The organism is Weissella paramesenteroides ATCC 33313 (assembly GCF_000160575.1).
Lineage (GTDB): Bacteria > Bacillota > Bacilli > Lactobacillales > Lactobacillaceae > Weissella > Weissella paramesenteroides.
Genome location: NZ_GG697129.1, coordinates 450,326 through 467,054 on the forward strand (window position 1 = coordinate 450,326; position 16,729 = coordinate 467,054).

The following is a 16,729-nucleotide window of genomic DNA, read 5'->3' on the forward strand; positions in this document are numbered from 1 at the left end:
TGTTCTCCTAATTTTCTAAATCTTACGGCCAGGATTCAAAATCCCTAGTGGATCAAATGCCTGTTTCACTTGCTTTTGCAACACTCTGACATTTGCATCTAATTGCTTTGGTACCCATTCATTCTTTAAGCTACCAATACCATGTTCTGCACTAACCGTACCATTAACCTGAATGACGAAATTCAGTAACTCATCAATAAATTTTTTCGTACCTTCAGGTAATTCGCCGTCTTTATTTTCCAAGATAATGTCGGGATGTAGATTGCCATCCCCAGCATGTCCTAACAGCAATAATCGTTGTTGATATTTATCTGCTAGCTCTTCTGCCTTATCAGCCACTTTTGCTAACTGTCCTAACGGTACGGCAATATCCTCGACAATTAATCGTCCATATTGTGCACCAGCCGCAAAAATATCTTGGCGAATTTTAATAATTTCTGCTGTGCGAGCTGCGTCTTCAGTAACATCAATCTTTGTTGCACCATACTCATGTAATAGTTTATCAACCTTTTCCAATACACCAGATACTGCAACGTCAATTTGGAAAATCAATAACGCCTGTTCACCATGGCTACCTAAATGACTATGTTCATATTCATCTAATGCCTCAATGGAAACGCGATTTAAAATTTCTAACATTGAGGGGTTAACACCACTAGCCTGCACGGCTTGAACAGCACGCATCAACTCATGGATCGTTGGGAAGGTCGCCAGTCCTGTAATCGCACTACCTAATGGCACAGGTACCAAGCGAACCGTGGCCTCAACGATAATGCCAAGGGTTCCTTCTGAGCCAACTAACAAATCGGTTAAATCATAGCCAGCATTATTCTTAAAGGTTTTACCACCTAGTGTTACCAATTCACCACTAGCTAAAACAACTTTCAACCCCAATACAGACTGCTTCGTTGTACCATATTTTAACGATGACATACCACCAGCGTTGGTTGCAATATTACCCCCAACTGAACTGATTCGCTTTGATCCTGGGTCTGGCGAGAAAAAATACCCAACTTGACGAACTTCGGCATCTAAGTCACCATTTAATACCCCAGGTTCAACAACGGCAACTTGATTTTCTGGCTCAATTGATAAAATATGATTCATTCTTGATAAATTCAAGATTATACTACCAGTTAAACCAGCAGCACTATTCACAATCGATGTTTTGGCACCTTGTGGTACAATTGCAATTTGATTAGCAGCTGCAAAACGAACTGTTGCTTGCACATCTGCAATGGTTTCTGCAAATACCACGGCATCTGGCAATATTTCAGTTGTTATTTCTTGTGTATAATGATTTGTCCCATACTTTTTTAGCGTTTGCTCATCTAATGCAATTTCACCATTTGGCAATTGCAAGGACGAAAAAATTGTCATTGTCATATTGCTCCTTTAATATAAAAAATCCCGTCGTTCCAGAATAGAACGACGGGACGATAAAAATCGTGTTACCACCCGTGTTTCAGACTGTATCACCACAGTCTGCTTATTAAGTATGCCAAACATACTCACATGCGATATCGGTCATCACCGGAAATTACTAATAGTCGAAACTACTCATAACTTCAACCACTCCTAGGCCAAATTCATTTGCTGAATCGGTTGCCTTACACCAACTACAACTCGCTTTGCGTATCCATCACAAACTACTCACCTAATCATCATGTTCACTCATATAATGGTAATTCGGTAATAATGAAAAGTCAATAATAAAATTAAAAAAATCTCATTTAACTCACATTTGAAGAAATTATGAAAATGGATACCAGAAGCGACTACCTGTCAGTTTCATCAACAAAATTTCTAGAACGACTAGCACTGCAACACCAATCAAAAAATACCAATCTTGACGTTTAAATTTTTGTTCATAATACCAGCTACGCTGTCTTTCCTTACCAAAACGGCGTAAATCCATGGAACGACTTATTTCGTCAATCTTTGATAGTGAAGAAAAGACAAGTGGCATCATGATACCGAAGGCTCCTTTGATTCGCTGTGTAAATGGCGCATGTTTAGACATATCAAAACCACGTGCCTGTTGCGCATGACTAATCGTCACAAACTCTTGTTGAATCGTTGGGATATAACGTAATGTCAAGGCAACAGCATACGAAATCCGGTATGAGACACCAATTTTATTCAATCCTGATGCAAATTCACTAGGATTAGTCGTAAGTAAAAAAATTAATGCCAACGGCAAGCTAAAGAAATATTTCGCTAACACAATAAATTCGTAGAATAATTGCTCTAATGTTAACGCATAGAATCCATGACCCAGTAACAATGTTTTACTATGAAATAAAGTTGTCCCATATTGCGGGGCAAAAATATAAATTAATAGCAAATTCATGAGTGCAAAAACGGCAACGAATTTAACAATTGTAGACACATTTTTCCAATGAATACCAGCTACTTTTAAACCAATAATGGCGATTAACATTAGCAAAACAAGGTAACGTACATCAAAACTTAACATACCACTAATCGTCAACAACAAAAAAATCAATAATTTGGTACCACCACTTAATTGATGAACAATGGACCGTCCTGGCTGATAGCCAAATATATTATTCATCGCCATCTATCCTTTCCCAATCAATGCAGTTAACCCTGCTGGATTAGCTAAATCATATTGTTGTGCTAACTCATGAATCGTCGTAATATGCAGGTCTGCTTGATCCACTAAGTTTTGATCATTTAGTAATTCAGCTGGCGTTGTATCGGCAAGCACCCGACCATCAACTAATACTAGTGAACGATCTGCAATCTCTAACATCAATGACATGTCGTGCGTAATCACGACCACCGTTGTGTTAAACGTCGCATTTAAGTCTTGCACAAATTGCATAATTGCCTGCGCATTAGCATAATCCTGTCCTGACGTTGGTTCATCTAAAATCAATACTTCAGGCTCGAGTGCTAGCACACTAATAATCGTCAATCTTTTCTTTTGCCCATAGCTCAGTACCGTAACTGGCCACTCACGCATGCCATATAATCCCGCTAGCTTCAACAATTGGTTCACGCGCTCCTGAATATCACTTTCTGATTTTCCGCGAAGACGTAGACCACTTGCAACTTCATCATAAATAATAGACTGCGTCACCATATCATTTGGATTCTGAGAAACATAACCAATATAGTCAGCACGCTCTTTGATTGAAAGTTGCGCGAGATCTCCAATACCATTTAGCAGCATTGAACCACTAGATGGTTGCATAAAGCCAGCAATTAACTTACTTAGCGTTGATTTTCCAGAACCATTCTTACCAACTAAAGCAACCAACTCACCCTTAAATAACTGCAATGAAACATCTTTAAACAATTGTTGGTCACTATATTGGAATCCCAAATGATTGACGGTTAAAATAGGTTCTCGTTCATTCTCTTGATGTGCTACTTGCGGCTTAGGTACCAATGCTTGCAGCTTACTTTTAACATCCGGTCCCGTCACATTTTCTGGCTGGGCTATTTGTGTTAATGCGGTTAAATCAACACCCGCCAATTCTAACAATTGCAAATATCCTGGCATAGCCAAACCATATTGATGCAACGTATTTGAACGTAAAATAGCATCAGGTGTGCCATCAAAAGTCACTTCACCCTTATCTAGCACAACAACTCGATCAAGACGGTGTTGTAAAACATCTTCTAAACGATGTTCAATCATGATAACCGTTAAATGATATTTCTCTTGTAGCTCATCCAACAAGGCTAACATCCGATGACCACTAGCTGGATCCAAACTAGCAAGTGGTTCATCAAATAGTAAAATAAGACTATCATCTATCAAGACGCCCGCCATGGCAACCCGTTGTTTTTGTCCACCAGATAGCTCTTGTGGTGCCGCCTTCAGTAATTCATCTAGTTGTAACGTTTGCGCCCACTGCTTCACTTTGGTTAGTAATTCATCATGTCCCACATGATCATTTTCTAATGCAAATGCGATATCTTCAGCAACTGTCAGGCCAACAAATTGTGTATCTGTATCTTGTAATACTGTACCAATATCAAAAGAACGCTCAAAAATTGAAGCGTCCTTAATATCATGACCATTAATTTTAATGTTTCCAGTTACCTCACCTTGATAGGCATGTGGGATGAGGCCATTAAGTAATTGACCTAAAGTCGTTTTCCCCGAACCAGATGGCCCAGATAATAACACCCGTTCACCAGGTGCAATCGTTAAATTAATATGATGCAAAGTCGGCTCAGATTGTGAATCATACTTAAATGACACATCCTGCAATTCCATCGCTGCTACCATGTGTAACTCCTTCAATTTTTTATATGTATGAGGAGGTTGCAATAAAAATGCCGTACCCTCCTCTTTTTTCGTGCGCGGTTATAAATTAATCTTTTTCTTTCAATGATCCTTGTTTAACTTGTGTTTTATTATAAGCAACCAATAGCAAACTACCTAATATTGCCACAGATAAGAAGTTAACACCTGTTGAAACAAACCCCTGCAAAAACACCTTAGTTGCAGGTTCACTATAAATTAAAATATCACCTAGTGGCGCAATAATACTCCAAGCGACAATATTCGCAAGCAATTGCCAAATATTGAATGCAACTAATTTTTTAGTTGTCAAATCACCATTCGTCAGTTTCAACTTCTGTACAGCGAGCCCCAAAATAACACCGAATAGTGCATCGGCAATTACCCAGGTCCACCAGACCGAACCATACGAAATAGCATCATTCAAGGCATGGCCAATAAAAGCAACTAGTCCACCAACAATTGGACCAAAAATAGCAGTAATTAATGACAACCATGCTTCAGCAACATTGATTTGTGTATTAGGAATACCGGTAGGAATAGCAACAAATTTAAATAAAATTAAAAATACAGCAGCCCCAATACCTGTTGCAACAACTGAACGAGTTGACAGTCCTTTGTGTTGTTTCATCATTCTCTCCTCCTGATGTGTTATAAAAAAGGCAACACTAATCATTGTTAGCATTGCCTTCAAGCGCACTCTGTTCATTATCAATAAAATAATCAACTTTATTTGCTGACAACCAACATACTAACATAATAGCATTATCGTCAACATTTGCTGAATCATTTTATTTCTTCGTAAATTTTACGATACCTTCCCAACGTGCCGTTTGCGGGAACATATCAATAGATTGAATATAATCAACGCGATAAACCTTTGCCAAATCAACTAAATCACGGGCAAGGGTTGATGCATTACAAGAAACATAAACAAACTTTTCTGGCTTTGTTTCTAGAATAGTTTGTCGTAAGGCAATATCTAATCCTGTACGTGGCGGATCAACAACGACTGCATCTGCAATCCAGCCTTCTTGCGTCCACTGTGGTATCAACTCTTCAGCTGCACCAACATAATAAGTAGCATTCGTCACGTGATTATCAATGGCATTTTCATTCGCATCATCAATAGACTCTGCCACCGTATCCATTCCGCGAACCTCACCAGCATGATCAGCTAACGAAATACCAATTGTACCAACACCAGAATAAGCATCAATTAGTTTATCTGCCTTAGTCAAGTCTAAAGCTTTAATTGCTTCTTGATACAGACGTTGTGTTTGGCGCGGATTTAATTGCAAAAATGCCCGAGGTGATAACTTGAATGTTTTACCATTAATTTCTTCAGTAATATAATCTTCACCCCAGATTTGACGTGTATCATCACCCCAAATTAATGAAGATTGTCCACGATTAATATTTTGATGAATAGATACAACTTCAGGCAATGCCTGATGAATTCTGTTAATTAACTCATCCGCATCTGGTAGTGATCGACCATTGGTTACAATCGTCAGCTGCACATCCCCAGTAGATTCTGAAACACGTGCAATTAACGTTTTTACAATACCTTTATTTTTCCGCTCATTATAAATTGGCAACTGCATATCTGCCAAAATATCACGCACGCCACGAACAACTTTTAGCGTAGCCGGATGTTGCGTCGTAACAACTGGTAAATCAACCAATTTATGTGAATGACGCTTATACATCCCCACAGCTAACTCACCATCAACCTCACGAACAGGGAACTGCGCTTTATTACGATATTCCTTTGGATCATCCATACCTATCGTTGGCAATAATTTATAATGTGCATAGCCAGCTGGCTTGTACTTTTCTAATGCCTGCCGGATAACATCTTGTTTGAAAGTCAGTTGACCGTCATACGCCAAATGTTCCAACTCAAAACCACCAACCTCTTGATTATCAACTGGGGTTACACGTTGCTTTGACTTTTGTTTAAATTTATGAATGTTTGCTTCGATAAATTTTTCAGTGACGTTCGTTACTTCAACCTCAACAACTTCGCCTGGCAAAGCACCCGGAATGAAAGTTATCTTACGCTTATAATAACCAATTCCTTCGCCATTAATACCTAAACGTTTAATCGTAATTAATAACTGATCACCAATCTCAACCTGTACTGGTGCATTATTGCGTTTTTTTGTTCCACGTGAAACATGGTCACCCTTCTTAAACTGTTGGTGATTATTATATTTTTTATGTTGTTTATTTTCCATAATTCGTTCTACAATAGCTCTTTTCTTTATAATTGATGATGTATATCTTGGAAATTTTGTTCAATTTCAAATAGTGCGTTAGCATTTTCTACTAGATTAGATGCAAATTCTTCCGCACGGTCAACATCTGTCTTATAACGCAATTCATGCTCAAGACTTGCCCACATATCCATACCGATTGTTCGAATTTGAATTTCGACTGGTACTGTTTCAACATCATGAGCTTTAAATACTGGTACCTTTACAACTAGGTGTAAACTGCGATAGCCACTCTCTTTAGGGTTTTTAATATAATCCTTACGCTTGATTACCTCAACATCATCTTGTTGTGAGAGTAATTTTTCAACAGTGTAGATATCATCTATATAGTTTGTGATAACTCGCAATCCTGCAATATCAAAAATGTTCTTTTTAATAGAATTAACTGATCGATCAAGACCCTTTTTTTGAATTTTTCCCATTAAACTTTGTGGGTCTTTCATACGACCATCAATATGATGAATCGGATTATGATTATAGTTCACTTCGAATTCTGCATCTAAATTTTCTAGCTTTGTAGATATTTCATGTTGTGCAGATTCGTAAAGCTGATACATCTGTGCGACTGATGTTAATTGATCTGCTACCCAATCAAGGCCAGCTTCTTCACCAAGCATTTGCCGTATTTTTTTAACACTCATTGTGTTTCGTTTCGTATTCATATTAACAAGTTCCTTCTTTAGTCTGTCACCTTTATCGGACTATCGTAGTCTATTATACTTAATCCTGTCATATTTTTCGCAACACTTGCTTATAAAAGATAGCATGTATTGAAAATATACAGTGGCACAAAAAAAGATTTAAAACTACTTCTAACACATTTTTAATACATCTTAGATACATCTGTCGTGACTATTTTGTTGGTATTGTTGGAACTTTAATATCACCGTTAATGATTTTGCTTTTAGCAGAATCAACGGACTTTTTCTCATCATCGTTTAAATTCTTAGTAACAACGCCAACACCACCTTCTTTCAAACCATAATAAACGGTTTTACCACCAGGGAATTTATGATGCTGTGCATCCTTCGTAATTAGTTGTACACCACGTCCGATTCCCGTTAGTGAAGACGTCAATGTCAAATTGTCTTGTTTTCCGTCTTTGGTTTTGTAGTTACCCATGTTTGTTTGATCAAGATCAACACCAATGACCCAAACTTTTTCTTTTGAACCAGAAACCAAAGTTGCACTTTGATCTTTTGCAGCTTGGAACACACCATTACCAACACCACCAGCAGCTTGGAAAATAACATGTTCTCCTTGTGCAATTTTAGCCTTGGCAATCGTTTGGCCCTTCGCAGGATCAGAGAACGTCCCTGCATATGTTGCATCGACCTTAATACTTGGATCAACCGATTTTACACCCGCTTGATAACCTGCTAAAAATGATTCAATTACTGAATTTCGCATACCACCAATAAATCCAACTGTTTTATCCCCAACTTCTTGAGCTTTCTTTGCAGCTGCTACACCTACTAAATACGAAGATTGTTCCGAATGAAATTTAACTGAAACAACATTTTTATACTTTTTGTCAGCTTGCTCGTCAACCAAAACAAACTTTGTCTTTGGTTGCTTATCAGCAACTGTTTCGACAGAATCCTTGAATGTATTACCAATGGCCGCTACCAAATCATATTTTGCTGTTGCAGCTTGCGTTAATTGCGTATCATAATCCGCAACTGTCTTAGGTTGGAAATAATCATAGCCATCTTAACCCTTGGCTAAGTGATTTTGCTCACCCCATTTTTGCAATCCTTCCCAAGCACTTTGATTAAACCCCTTGTCATTCACACCATTTGTGTCAGAAACCATCGCTGCAGTAAAGTGATTTTTACTTTTTGATTGATCATCATTCATTGATGCAATACCGATACCAGCGATAGCAACCACCACGACACCACCAACAATCATCATTCGACGTGAAACCATTTTTATAATACCTCCAAGTATTAAGCCCTCAACCCAACCACTCACTTAAGAGTTCTTTAAGAATATATAATTTTATCTACTATAGCGGTCTAAAAGATGGAATGCAAGCCAATTTTTACATAAATATAAAATATAAATAAACGTTTTACTTAATGAATAAACCATTAATTTACATTAATTTTAACTATATTAATCATTAGAGTTTTTTAATCAAATTGTCACTTTAATAACGAACATTAATTTAAAATCACATTGAAATTTATCACAAATTACGTATAATAGAATTATCAATTTAAATGGGGGATATCATGGCCAACACAGATATACACGATAGTATTCTTGTTTTGGACTTTGGTTCTCAATATAATCAACTCATTTCACGTCGTATTCGTGAATTGGGTGTATATTCTGAATTAAAGCCACACACTATTACCGCAGCTGAAATTAAAGAACTTCAACCCAAAGGCCTAATTTTCTCGGGTGGTCCTAATTCCGTTTATGCTGACGGTGCATTTTCTATCGATCCAGAAATTTTTAACCTTAACATTCCAATTTTAGGTGTCTGCTATGGTATGCAACTAATGGCACACATGTTGCCTGGTGGTAAAGTACTACCTGCAAACAACACATCTGAATATGGTGAAACCGTTTTGAAGGTTACTGATGAGCATTCAACACTATTTGCTGACACACCAGAAACACAAACTGTTTTGATGTCACACGGTGATTACGTTGGATCTGTACCAGATGGATTTACTGCTGTCGCAACTTCAGATAGCACACCAATTGCCGCAATGGAAAACCCTGAGCGTCAACTATACGGTGTCCAATTCCATGCTGAAGTTCGCCACACAGTCTACGGTATGAAGATTCTGGAGAACTTTATTGACCATGCTGTTCATGCAAATCGTGATTGGTCAATGGATGATTTCATTGACGAACAAGTTGCTAAGATTCGCGAGACGATCGGTGACAAGCGTGTCCTATTAGGCCTTTCAGGTGGTGTTGATTCATCTGTTGTTGGGGTTCTTTTGCACAAAGCAATTGGAGACCAATTAACATCAATTTTCGTTGATCATGGTTTACTACGTAAAAATGAAGCTGATGAAGTGATGGCTGCACTTGGTGGTAAGTTTGGTTTGAACATCATTAAAGTTGATGGCCAAGAACGTTTCTTAAACAAGCTAGCTGGTGTTACTGATCCTGAACAAAAGCGTAAAATCATTGGTAACGAATTCATTCGTGTCTTTGATGAAGAGGCTGTTAAACTAGACGGTATTGACTTCTTAGCACAAGGTACGTTGTATACTGATGTCATTGAATCTGGTACTGATACGGCACAAACAATCAAGTCTCACCACAATGTTGGTGGACTGCCAGAAGATATCCAATTCCAATTGATCGAACCTTTGAACAAACTATTCAAAGACGAAGTTCGTTCACTTGGTGAAAAGTTAGGTATGCCTCACGAACTTGTCTGGCGCCAACCATTCCCTGGACCCGGTCTTGGTATTCGTGTCCTTGGCGAGGTAACGGAAGATAAACTAGAAATCGTCCGTGAATCCGATGCTATCTTGCGTGATGAAATCGCTAAGCAAGGCTTGGATAGCGAAGTTTGGCAATACTTCACTGTGTTGCCTGGTGTACGCTCAGTTGGTGTCATGGGCGATGGTCGTACCTACGACTACACCATTGCTATTCGTGCCATTACCTCAGTTGATGGGATGACCGCTGATTTTGCTAAGTTGCCATGGGACGTTCTAGAAGAAATTTCTCGTCGCATCGTCAATGAAACTGACCACGTTAACCGCGTAGTCTACGATATTACAGCTAAGCCACCTGCAACTGTTGAGTGGGAATAAAAAATAAATGAAACAATCTAAGATTAGTTCTGAAAAGAATTTGAAACAAATTCTTTCCAGAACTTTTTGTTTACTGTTACAACTGGAGATGAAGCTTAAATCGTCTATAACCTCTTGAACTTCGAGTTCGTACTAAAAAAAGGATTGTGGCCATCTGCGATGTCCAAATATAGTTTGAGATTGTTAGCCTTCGAGGCTGTGTATAGGAAGTGATATCAAACATTGAGATGGTTACTACTTAGCTTCAAAATTTTGAAAGGAAGTATCATCATGAGCGATATTATTGCCTTAGATGTCTCAAAGGGACATAGCTATTGCGTGATCTACCATCATAACGAATGTACTGCAGAATTTGATTGTCTACATAATAAAATGGGTTTTAAAAAACTTAAGCAAGTTATTGATGAAGCTACCTTGCCAACCGTTTATTTTGAAGCAACAGGTGTCTACTCACGTCCACTAATGAAATTTTGTCAGGATTACCACGTTAGCTATTCGCTATTAAATCCCTTAGAAGTATCAAATAATACCCAACAATTGCGTCGGATGAAATCAGATACTTCTGATGCCCATAAGATTGCGCATTCTGCTATGATCAACGACTATCGACAGACAACCAGTTAGACTCATCTATATCAAAAACTACGTGGGCTTAGCCGTTTCTACGGCCAAATTGAAGAAGAGATCATCCTCAATGAAGAAGAAAATTTGTTTTCTGCCAGGTATTCAAAGTTATCTGTAAATGTTGTCCTATTATATCCACACCCTGATTTACTTAAAAAGATGATCAGCGTAGGTGAACAGATACCAGAATTTAAGGTATTCTGCTCAGTTCCTGGTATTGGACCACAATCAGCAGCTCAGCTACTAGGAGAACTTGGGGATATTCGACGCTTTGATAAAGCTAGTCAGCTAAATGCATATGTGGGTACAGATTTAAAACACTATCAATCAGGACAAACCCAGTACCAAGATCATATTAATAAGCGAGGCAACTCGCATGCACGGTCTTTGATGTATATTATTGTCGGTAATATGATTAGGCAACAACGTATCGCACCAAATCATGTTGTTGATTTTTATTACAAATTAAAAAAGCAACCTATCCATCCGAAAAAGGATAAGGTTGCACGAGTGGCCTGCATTAATAAGACACTCAAATGCCTGTACACCATGGTTATGGCTGGCAATGATTCGAGATATTTATACTCGGACTCGAAGTCCCAAAATAAATCTAGGAAGTAACTAAGCTTCCAATTCAATCTTAGAACATTCCGCAATGTTTTAAAAGCAATGACCATTGCGGTCATTTTAGTGTGCCCAGTTATATATTCATCCAAATTTCTTATGAAGAACCAACCAAAATTAAAAATTCAATCTTCAAATAAGAGATAATTACTTTCCTACGTGTTCTTTGACACCATTTAAGCCACGTAAGTCTTTCAATTCATCATAGAGTGGATAAACATTTTTCTGTAATCCTAACAAAATAGCAGTATCAGTAAAATCAATATATGACAACAAAAAGTGTTCCAAAATTAGTTTTGTATATTGACTCTTCATAGCCTGATAGACTAGCTTCTCTTCTGTCTCTTGTTGACGACCTTGATCTTCAACATTCTCAAACTGTAAAGTTTTATTATTAAACAATGTCAAAACACAAATAAACGGGTTAAAGATAATCTACTGTAACGAAGGTCATTTATTATGAGACGTACATAGATTTACCTAATTGTCCTATTTAGGTAAATTGGTTAAGTTTTGAGAGAGACTTTTGAGTTTGTCATAACGATTATTCAATAAGTTGTGGTGTTATTCTGGGAAAATTATGTCTAAGAATAAGACTAAATTGTTTTAAAAAGTGTTAGATAAGTATACTTCTAATAAAAAAAAAGGTAAACTACTTATTAATGATAAAAAATAAAAATTATATATTATTTGGAGAATTTTTATATGAATAATACAGACTTAAATGACTTAAGTAACTTGATAAATAGTGCAAATTCTGTTATTTCCTCAGCTACTGATCTATCTCAAGTGACTTCAGAAATAACTCAACAATTTAGTAATATGGACAAAGTATATACAAATGCTTTCAATCAATTGAGTAACAATATTTCTCAAAATTTTGTTACTTTAGACCATTTTAACTCTGCAATGAGCTCTATTGCTATTTGGCTGCTTTTATTACTGGTTTGGAATAGTATATTAACAATTGTGCTAATTGTTTGGGCGGTTAAACGTCGCCGTGCAATAAAAGGTAAGTAACAGTTGTACGTTAACTAAATATGAATGAAAAAAACCAAGGATACAAGTCCTTGGTTTTTTCTACATAATTGAATTGAACCCAGTAAGTTGGAGTAATTTCCAAAACTTACAGGGTTTTACTATGGTTGATTGAACCGACACAACTTCTGTTAGGGGTGCCATCAAAAAAATTAATAGTCAGTGTCATCATGGTCTTCAGAATGATGATCAATTAAATAATCTGCCACAATGTATTCTTCTAGTGAATCATCTTCTGTGCAGATATATTCGGATGTTGTATCATCATTTGTCGAACTTTTTATCGATAGTACTGACAGTTCATTTTCTTGGATAATTTTTTTGACAATCCCAGTAAAAACCAGCCAAATATAAAAGTGTCCCAGCCGCTTTTGGACTAAAAATGTATTAATTATCAGCATGAAAATTTGATAGTATAAACGCGTTCCAAAAGTCTGAAGCCTCAATGTAACGCAATTTACGCTATTTCCTTTTTCATTCCCTAATTTGGCCTTGACCTAATATGACATATTTCGTTGTTGTTAACTCTTTCAATCCCATTGGACCACGTGCATGTAGCTTTTGCGTTGAAATACCAATCTCCGCACCGAAACCAAATTCAAATCCATCTGTAAACCGTGTTGATGCATTCACATAAACGCAAGCTGCATCAATTTGTTGCGTAAATTGTTGACTATGTTCATAGTTAGTCGTGATGATGGCTTCAGAATGTTTCGTATTATGCTGATTAATATGGCTGATAGCTTCATCTAATGTATGCACCACTTTGATGGCAATAATATAATCATTATATTCAGTATCCCAATCCTCTGGCTGAGCTGGGCGTACCTGATCACCCAAAATTTGACAAGTTTGTTCATCACCACGAATTTCTACATGGCTATTAGCCAGCGCTGCCGCAATTTGTGGTAAGAAATCAGCAGCAATTTCTGCATTAACTAGCAGTTTTTCAGTTGCATTGCAGACAGATGGTCGCTGTGTTTTCGCATTAATTATAATATCTTCAGCCATCTGCAAATCGGCTGTCTCATCAACATAAATATGACAATTTCCAGCACCAGTTTCAATAACCGGCACGGTCGCATTTTGCACAACCGTCTGGATCAATCGTGCTGAACCACGTGGAATCAATACATCAACATACTGATTCAACTGCATAAATTGTTGGGCCAATTCATGTGATGTCTCCGTAATCACCTGGACTGCATCTTGTGGCAAATTAAATGTTGCCAAAACTTCACGCACAACCTCAGCAATCTTGATATTTGTTTGTAATGCTTCCTTACCACCACGCAAAATAACCGCATTACCAGATTTAAAGCAGAGCGCTGCAGAATCAACTGTCACATTTGGGCGTGCTTCATAAATAATCCCAACGACACCCAGGGGCACCCGCTTCTGACTTATCTCTAATCCTGACTCTGTTGTCCAACCGCGATCAATATTACCTAGTGGATCAGGTAAATTAGCCACCTGTCTAACACCATCAGCAATACCCGCAAGTCGATCTACAGTCAACGTTAATCGGTCAATGAACTTATCTTCTAAACCTGTCGTATCTGCCAAATCTTCTTGATTTGCTGCTAAAATGTCGGGTGTTTTTTCTTCCAAAGCGTCAGCCATTGCACGCAACACTTGGTTTTTGGTTGTCGTTGACAATTGCGCCAATGCTTGGGCAGCAGCTATTGCTTGTTGTCCAATGCTATTTAACAACTCTGTCATCATTTGATTCCTCACTATTTTCTTCTGAAATAAAGAGCGTACCAACTTCTTCACCATTCATGATATTAAAAATAATTGATGGGTTAGCCCCATTCGCCAAAACCATCATCTGCTTGTGCTTCAAAATATCGGCAGCGGCTGTTAATTTTGTCGCCATGCCACCCGTACCAAATATGGTGCCAGCACCACCAGCTCTTTTGAGTGAATCGGCTGTTACTTGATGCAATTCCTTAATTAATTTAGCCTGCGGATCCTGATGAGGATTACCCGTATAAAATCCGTCAATATCTGATAACATAATCAGCAAATCTGCATGTGACCGCACCGCGACAATTGCTGACAGTTTATCGTTATCACCAAAAGTTGTTCGATGATCCAACTCATCAACCGCCACGGTATCATTCTCATTAACAACCGGAATAACGCCCCAGTCCAGTAATTGTTCCATCGTATTATGCACGTACTCTCGACTCTGCGGATAGTCCAAAACATCATGGGTCAGTAATACCTGACTAATTCTCTGACCATAAGCTGCAAACCGTTGCTGATAGACGGTCATCAACTCGCTCTGTCCAATCGAAGCTAGAGCTTGTTGTTTTTGAATTTGTTCCGGTCGTTCTGTTAATCCCAATTGGCCCATTCCCGCACCAATTGCACCCGAACTAACTAAAATGACTTGTTTTCCTTCGTTAACCAAACCTGTTAATGTGTAACTCAGTTGATCAATTGCCTGCAAATTTAATTTACCATTACCATGCATTAAGGAACTTGTCCCAATTTTCACAACAATCCGCGAAACATTTTCCATGTGGCGATTTGACTTCATGGCAATTGCCCTCCATTTCCCAATAAGTTTTATCATAATTTTACAATAGTCGGTAAGAATAACCTAGATATAAATAAACATTATGCATGTTATGTTCCCTAACATAATTACGTGTTTTATCATTTCGCCGCGTTATAATAATTTTAAATTTAAAGGTGAAAGGATTGATAGCACATGAACTTAGAAACGTTGGTCACAGAGTATCCCCAAATTAAAGATTTAATCACTGAACAACCAACTTTTTGGCGCAATCCAGACTACGCTTTAAAAGCTGATCTTCCCTTTTCAAAAGCTGATATTTTTGATGCCGTCGCCCGTTTAGACCGTTTTGCGCCCTACTTAGCCAAGGTTTTCCCAGAAACAATGGTGACAAACGGCATAATTGAATCACCATTGATTTCATTGGATAATATGCAGACAGCTTGGGAACAACAGAATCATCATGAGCTTGCTGGTCATTTATATTTAAAGGCTGACAGTGAATTACCCATCTCAGGTTCAATCAAATCTCGTGGTGGTATCTACGAGGTGCTAAAATTTGCTGAGAAAATCGCAACAACTCATGGCAGCTTAGCTTACATGGATGATTATAGTGTTTTAGCTACCGATGAATTTCGTCAGTTATTCGCTGATTACGGCGTTATCGTCGCTTCAACTGGTAATCTCGCCCTCAGTGTTGGTATTGTCGCTGCCACATTTGGATTTGAAACAACCGTCTACATGTCACATGATGCTCGTCAATGGAAAAAAGATAGGTTACGTGAAAATGGTGTCACAGTTAAAGAATTTAACACCAATTTTTCGGCTGTTATCCCAAAAGCACGTGCTGATGCTGCGTTAGATCCTAACATCCATTTCGTAGATGATGAAGGATCGAATGATTTATTCTTAGGTTATGCAGTTGCCGCTGTTCGCCTACAGAAGCAATTAAAGGAGCAGCAGATTAAAGTTGATCAGGATCATCCCGTCATTGTTTACTTACCAGCTGGCGTTGGTGGCAGTCCAAGTGGTGTTACCTTTGGCTTAAAAACAATCTTAGGTCCACACGTTCATGCAATTTTCTGTGAACCGACTCATGTCCCTTCTGTCACACTGGGCATGATGACAAAATTAAACGACCAAATTTCCGTTTATGATATTGGTTTAGATGGTTTAACGGCTGCAGACGGTCTGGCAGTTGGTCGTCCATCACGTTTAGCTGGTAAAGTCATGCGTACGTTGCTATTTGGCAGTGTCACTTTCCCAGACAATGATATTTATCGATACGTCGCTCAGTTACAAGACACCCAGGATATCATCGTTGAACCTTCAGCTGCGGCCGGATTTACCGGTATTGCACCAACCATTAAAAATATGCCAGCATTTAACACTCAGAATGCGACCCATATTGTTTGGGCAACTGGTGGTAGCATGATGCCCCAGAGTGAACGTGAGGCAAACTACGCTAAGGGACAGCAGCTTTTGCATCAACCGAAAAAAGTTCTTATATAAAATTCAAATCAAAAGGGTCGAAACAGGAGAGAATGCTTCGACC

Annotated in this window: 14 protein-coding genes, 2 pseudogenes and 1 other annotated feature; of the genes and pseudogenes, 5 read left to right on the forward strand and 11 right to left on the reverse strand. The window is 38.2% G+C overall.

What is annotated here, in order from left to right:
* Positions 1-15: 15 nt before the first annotated feature.
* From HMPREF0877_RS10310 to HMPREF0877_RS05130, 7 genes and pseudogenes are all read right to left on the reverse strand, one after another.
* Positions 16-1,380: an FAD-binding oxidoreductase gene (locus HMPREF0877_RS10310; protein ID WP_242649001.1), complete on the reverse strand. Its 1,365-nt coding sequence runs from the start codon at positions 1,378-1,380 to the stop codon at positions 16-18.
* A 49-nt stretch (positions 1,381-1,429) separates the two neighbouring features.
* Positions 1,430-1,674: a binding site (T-box leader), on the reverse strand.
* Between the two features lie 79 nt (positions 1,675-1,753).
* Entirely contained in the window at positions 1,754-2,578 is an 825-nt protein-coding gene (locus HMPREF0877_RS05105) for an energy-coupling factor transporter transmembrane component T family protein (RefSeq protein ID WP_050755318.1), read from the reverse strand.
* Positions 2,579-2,584: 6 nt separating this feature from the next.
* Complete coding sequence (locus HMPREF0877_RS05110) at positions 2,585-4,270, reverse strand: ABC transporter ATP-binding protein (RefSeq protein ID WP_002828184.1); 1,686 nt, start codon at positions 4,268-4,270, stop codon at positions 2,585-2,587.
* Between the two features lie 85 nt (positions 4,271-4,355).
* Positions 4,356-4,916 (reverse strand): ECF-type riboflavin transporter substrate-binding protein, encoded by a 561-nt coding sequence (locus tag HMPREF0877_RS05115; protein ID WP_170945069.1) that lies wholly within the window; start codon positions 4,914-4,916, stop codon positions 4,356-4,358.
* Between the two features lie 160 nt (positions 4,917-5,076).
* On the reverse strand, positions 5,077-6,528 hold the full coding sequence (gene rlmD / locus HMPREF0877_RS05120; RefSeq protein WP_002828186.1) for a 23S rRNA (uracil(1939)-C(5))-methyltransferase RlmD: 1,452 nt from the start codon (positions 6,526-6,528) through the stop codon (positions 5,077-5,079).
* Between the two features lie 26 nt (positions 6,529-6,554).
* A complete protein-coding gene (locus HMPREF0877_RS05125) occupies positions 6,555-7,229 on the reverse strand; it encodes a GTP pyrophosphokinase (RefSeq protein ID WP_002828187.1) in 675 nt (224 codons plus the stop codon).
* 190 nt (positions 7,230-7,419) lie between these two features.
* A pseudogene (locus HMPREF0877_RS05130) lies at positions 7,420-8,499 on the reverse strand (BMP family lipoprotein).
* Between the two features lie 308 nt (positions 8,500-8,807).
* On the opposite strand from HMPREF0877_RS05130, the gene guaA reads away from it, so the two are divergent.
* From guaA to HMPREF0877_RS10390, 3 genes are all read left to right on the forward strand, one after another.
* Entirely contained in the window at positions 8,808-10,361 is a 1,554-nt protein-coding gene (guaA, locus tag HMPREF0877_RS05135) for a glutamine-hydrolyzing GMP synthase (RefSeq protein WP_040760631.1), read from the forward strand.
* A 270-nt stretch (positions 10,362-10,631) separates the two neighbouring features.
* Positions 10,632-10,985, forward strand: a complete 354-nt coding sequence (locus HMPREF0877_RS10385; protein ID WP_002828191.1) for an IS110 family transposase — start codon at positions 10,632-10,634, stop codon at positions 10,983-10,985.
* An 84-nt stretch (positions 10,986-11,069) separates the two neighbouring features.
* Positions 11,070-11,606 (forward strand): IS110 family transposase, encoded by a 537-nt coding sequence (locus HMPREF0877_RS10390; RefSeq protein WP_040760634.1) that lies wholly within the window; start codon positions 11,070-11,072, stop codon positions 11,604-11,606.
* Positions 11,607-11,765: 159 nt separating this feature from the next.
* Here the strand turns inward: HMPREF0877_RS10390 and HMPREF0877_RS05150 are convergent.
* Positions 11,766-11,978: pseudogene (locus HMPREF0877_RS05150) on the reverse strand (RepB protein); the annotation flags it as partial.
* Between the two features lie 336 nt (positions 11,979-12,314).
* Here HMPREF0877_RS05150 and HMPREF0877_RS05155 point away from each other — a divergent pair.
* On the forward strand, positions 12,315-12,629 hold the full coding sequence (locus tag HMPREF0877_RS05155; RefSeq protein WP_002828194.1) for a hypothetical protein: 315 nt from the start codon (positions 12,315-12,317) through the stop codon (positions 12,627-12,629).
* 170 nt (positions 12,630-12,799) lie between these two features.
* Here the strand turns inward: HMPREF0877_RS05155 and HMPREF0877_RS05160 are convergent, their stop codons facing one another.
* The 3 genes from HMPREF0877_RS05160 to proB all read right to left on the reverse strand — a co-directional run bounded on the left by HMPREF0877_RS05160 (position 12,800) and on the right by proB (position 15,195).
* Positions 12,800-13,048, reverse strand: a complete 249-nt coding sequence (locus tag HMPREF0877_RS05160; protein WP_002828195.1) for a hypothetical protein — start codon at positions 13,046-13,048, stop codon at positions 12,800-12,802.
* A gap of 73 nt (positions 13,049-13,121) precedes the next feature.
* Positions 13,122-14,369, reverse strand: a complete 1,248-nt coding sequence (locus HMPREF0877_RS05165) for a glutamate-5-semialdehyde dehydrogenase (RefSeq protein WP_040760758.1) — start codon at positions 14,367-14,369, stop codon at positions 13,122-13,124.
* Positions 14,350-15,195 carry a glutamate 5-kinase gene (gene proB, locus HMPREF0877_RS05170; RefSeq protein ID WP_040760639.1) on the reverse strand — a complete coding sequence of 282 codons (846 nt, stop codon included), beginning with the start codon at positions 15,193-15,195 and terminating at the stop codon, positions 14,350-14,352. Before proB ends, HMPREF0877_RS05165 begins: the two co-directional genes overlap by 20 nt.
* A gap of 174 nt (positions 15,196-15,369) precedes the next feature.
* Between proB and HMPREF0877_RS05175 the strand changes: the two genes are divergently transcribed.
* On the forward strand, positions 15,370-16,686 hold the full coding sequence (locus HMPREF0877_RS05175) for a D-serine ammonia-lyase (protein WP_002828198.1): 1,317 nt from the start codon (positions 15,370-15,372) through the stop codon (positions 16,684-16,686).
* The last annotated feature ends 43 nt before the right edge of the window (positions 16,687-16,729 follow it).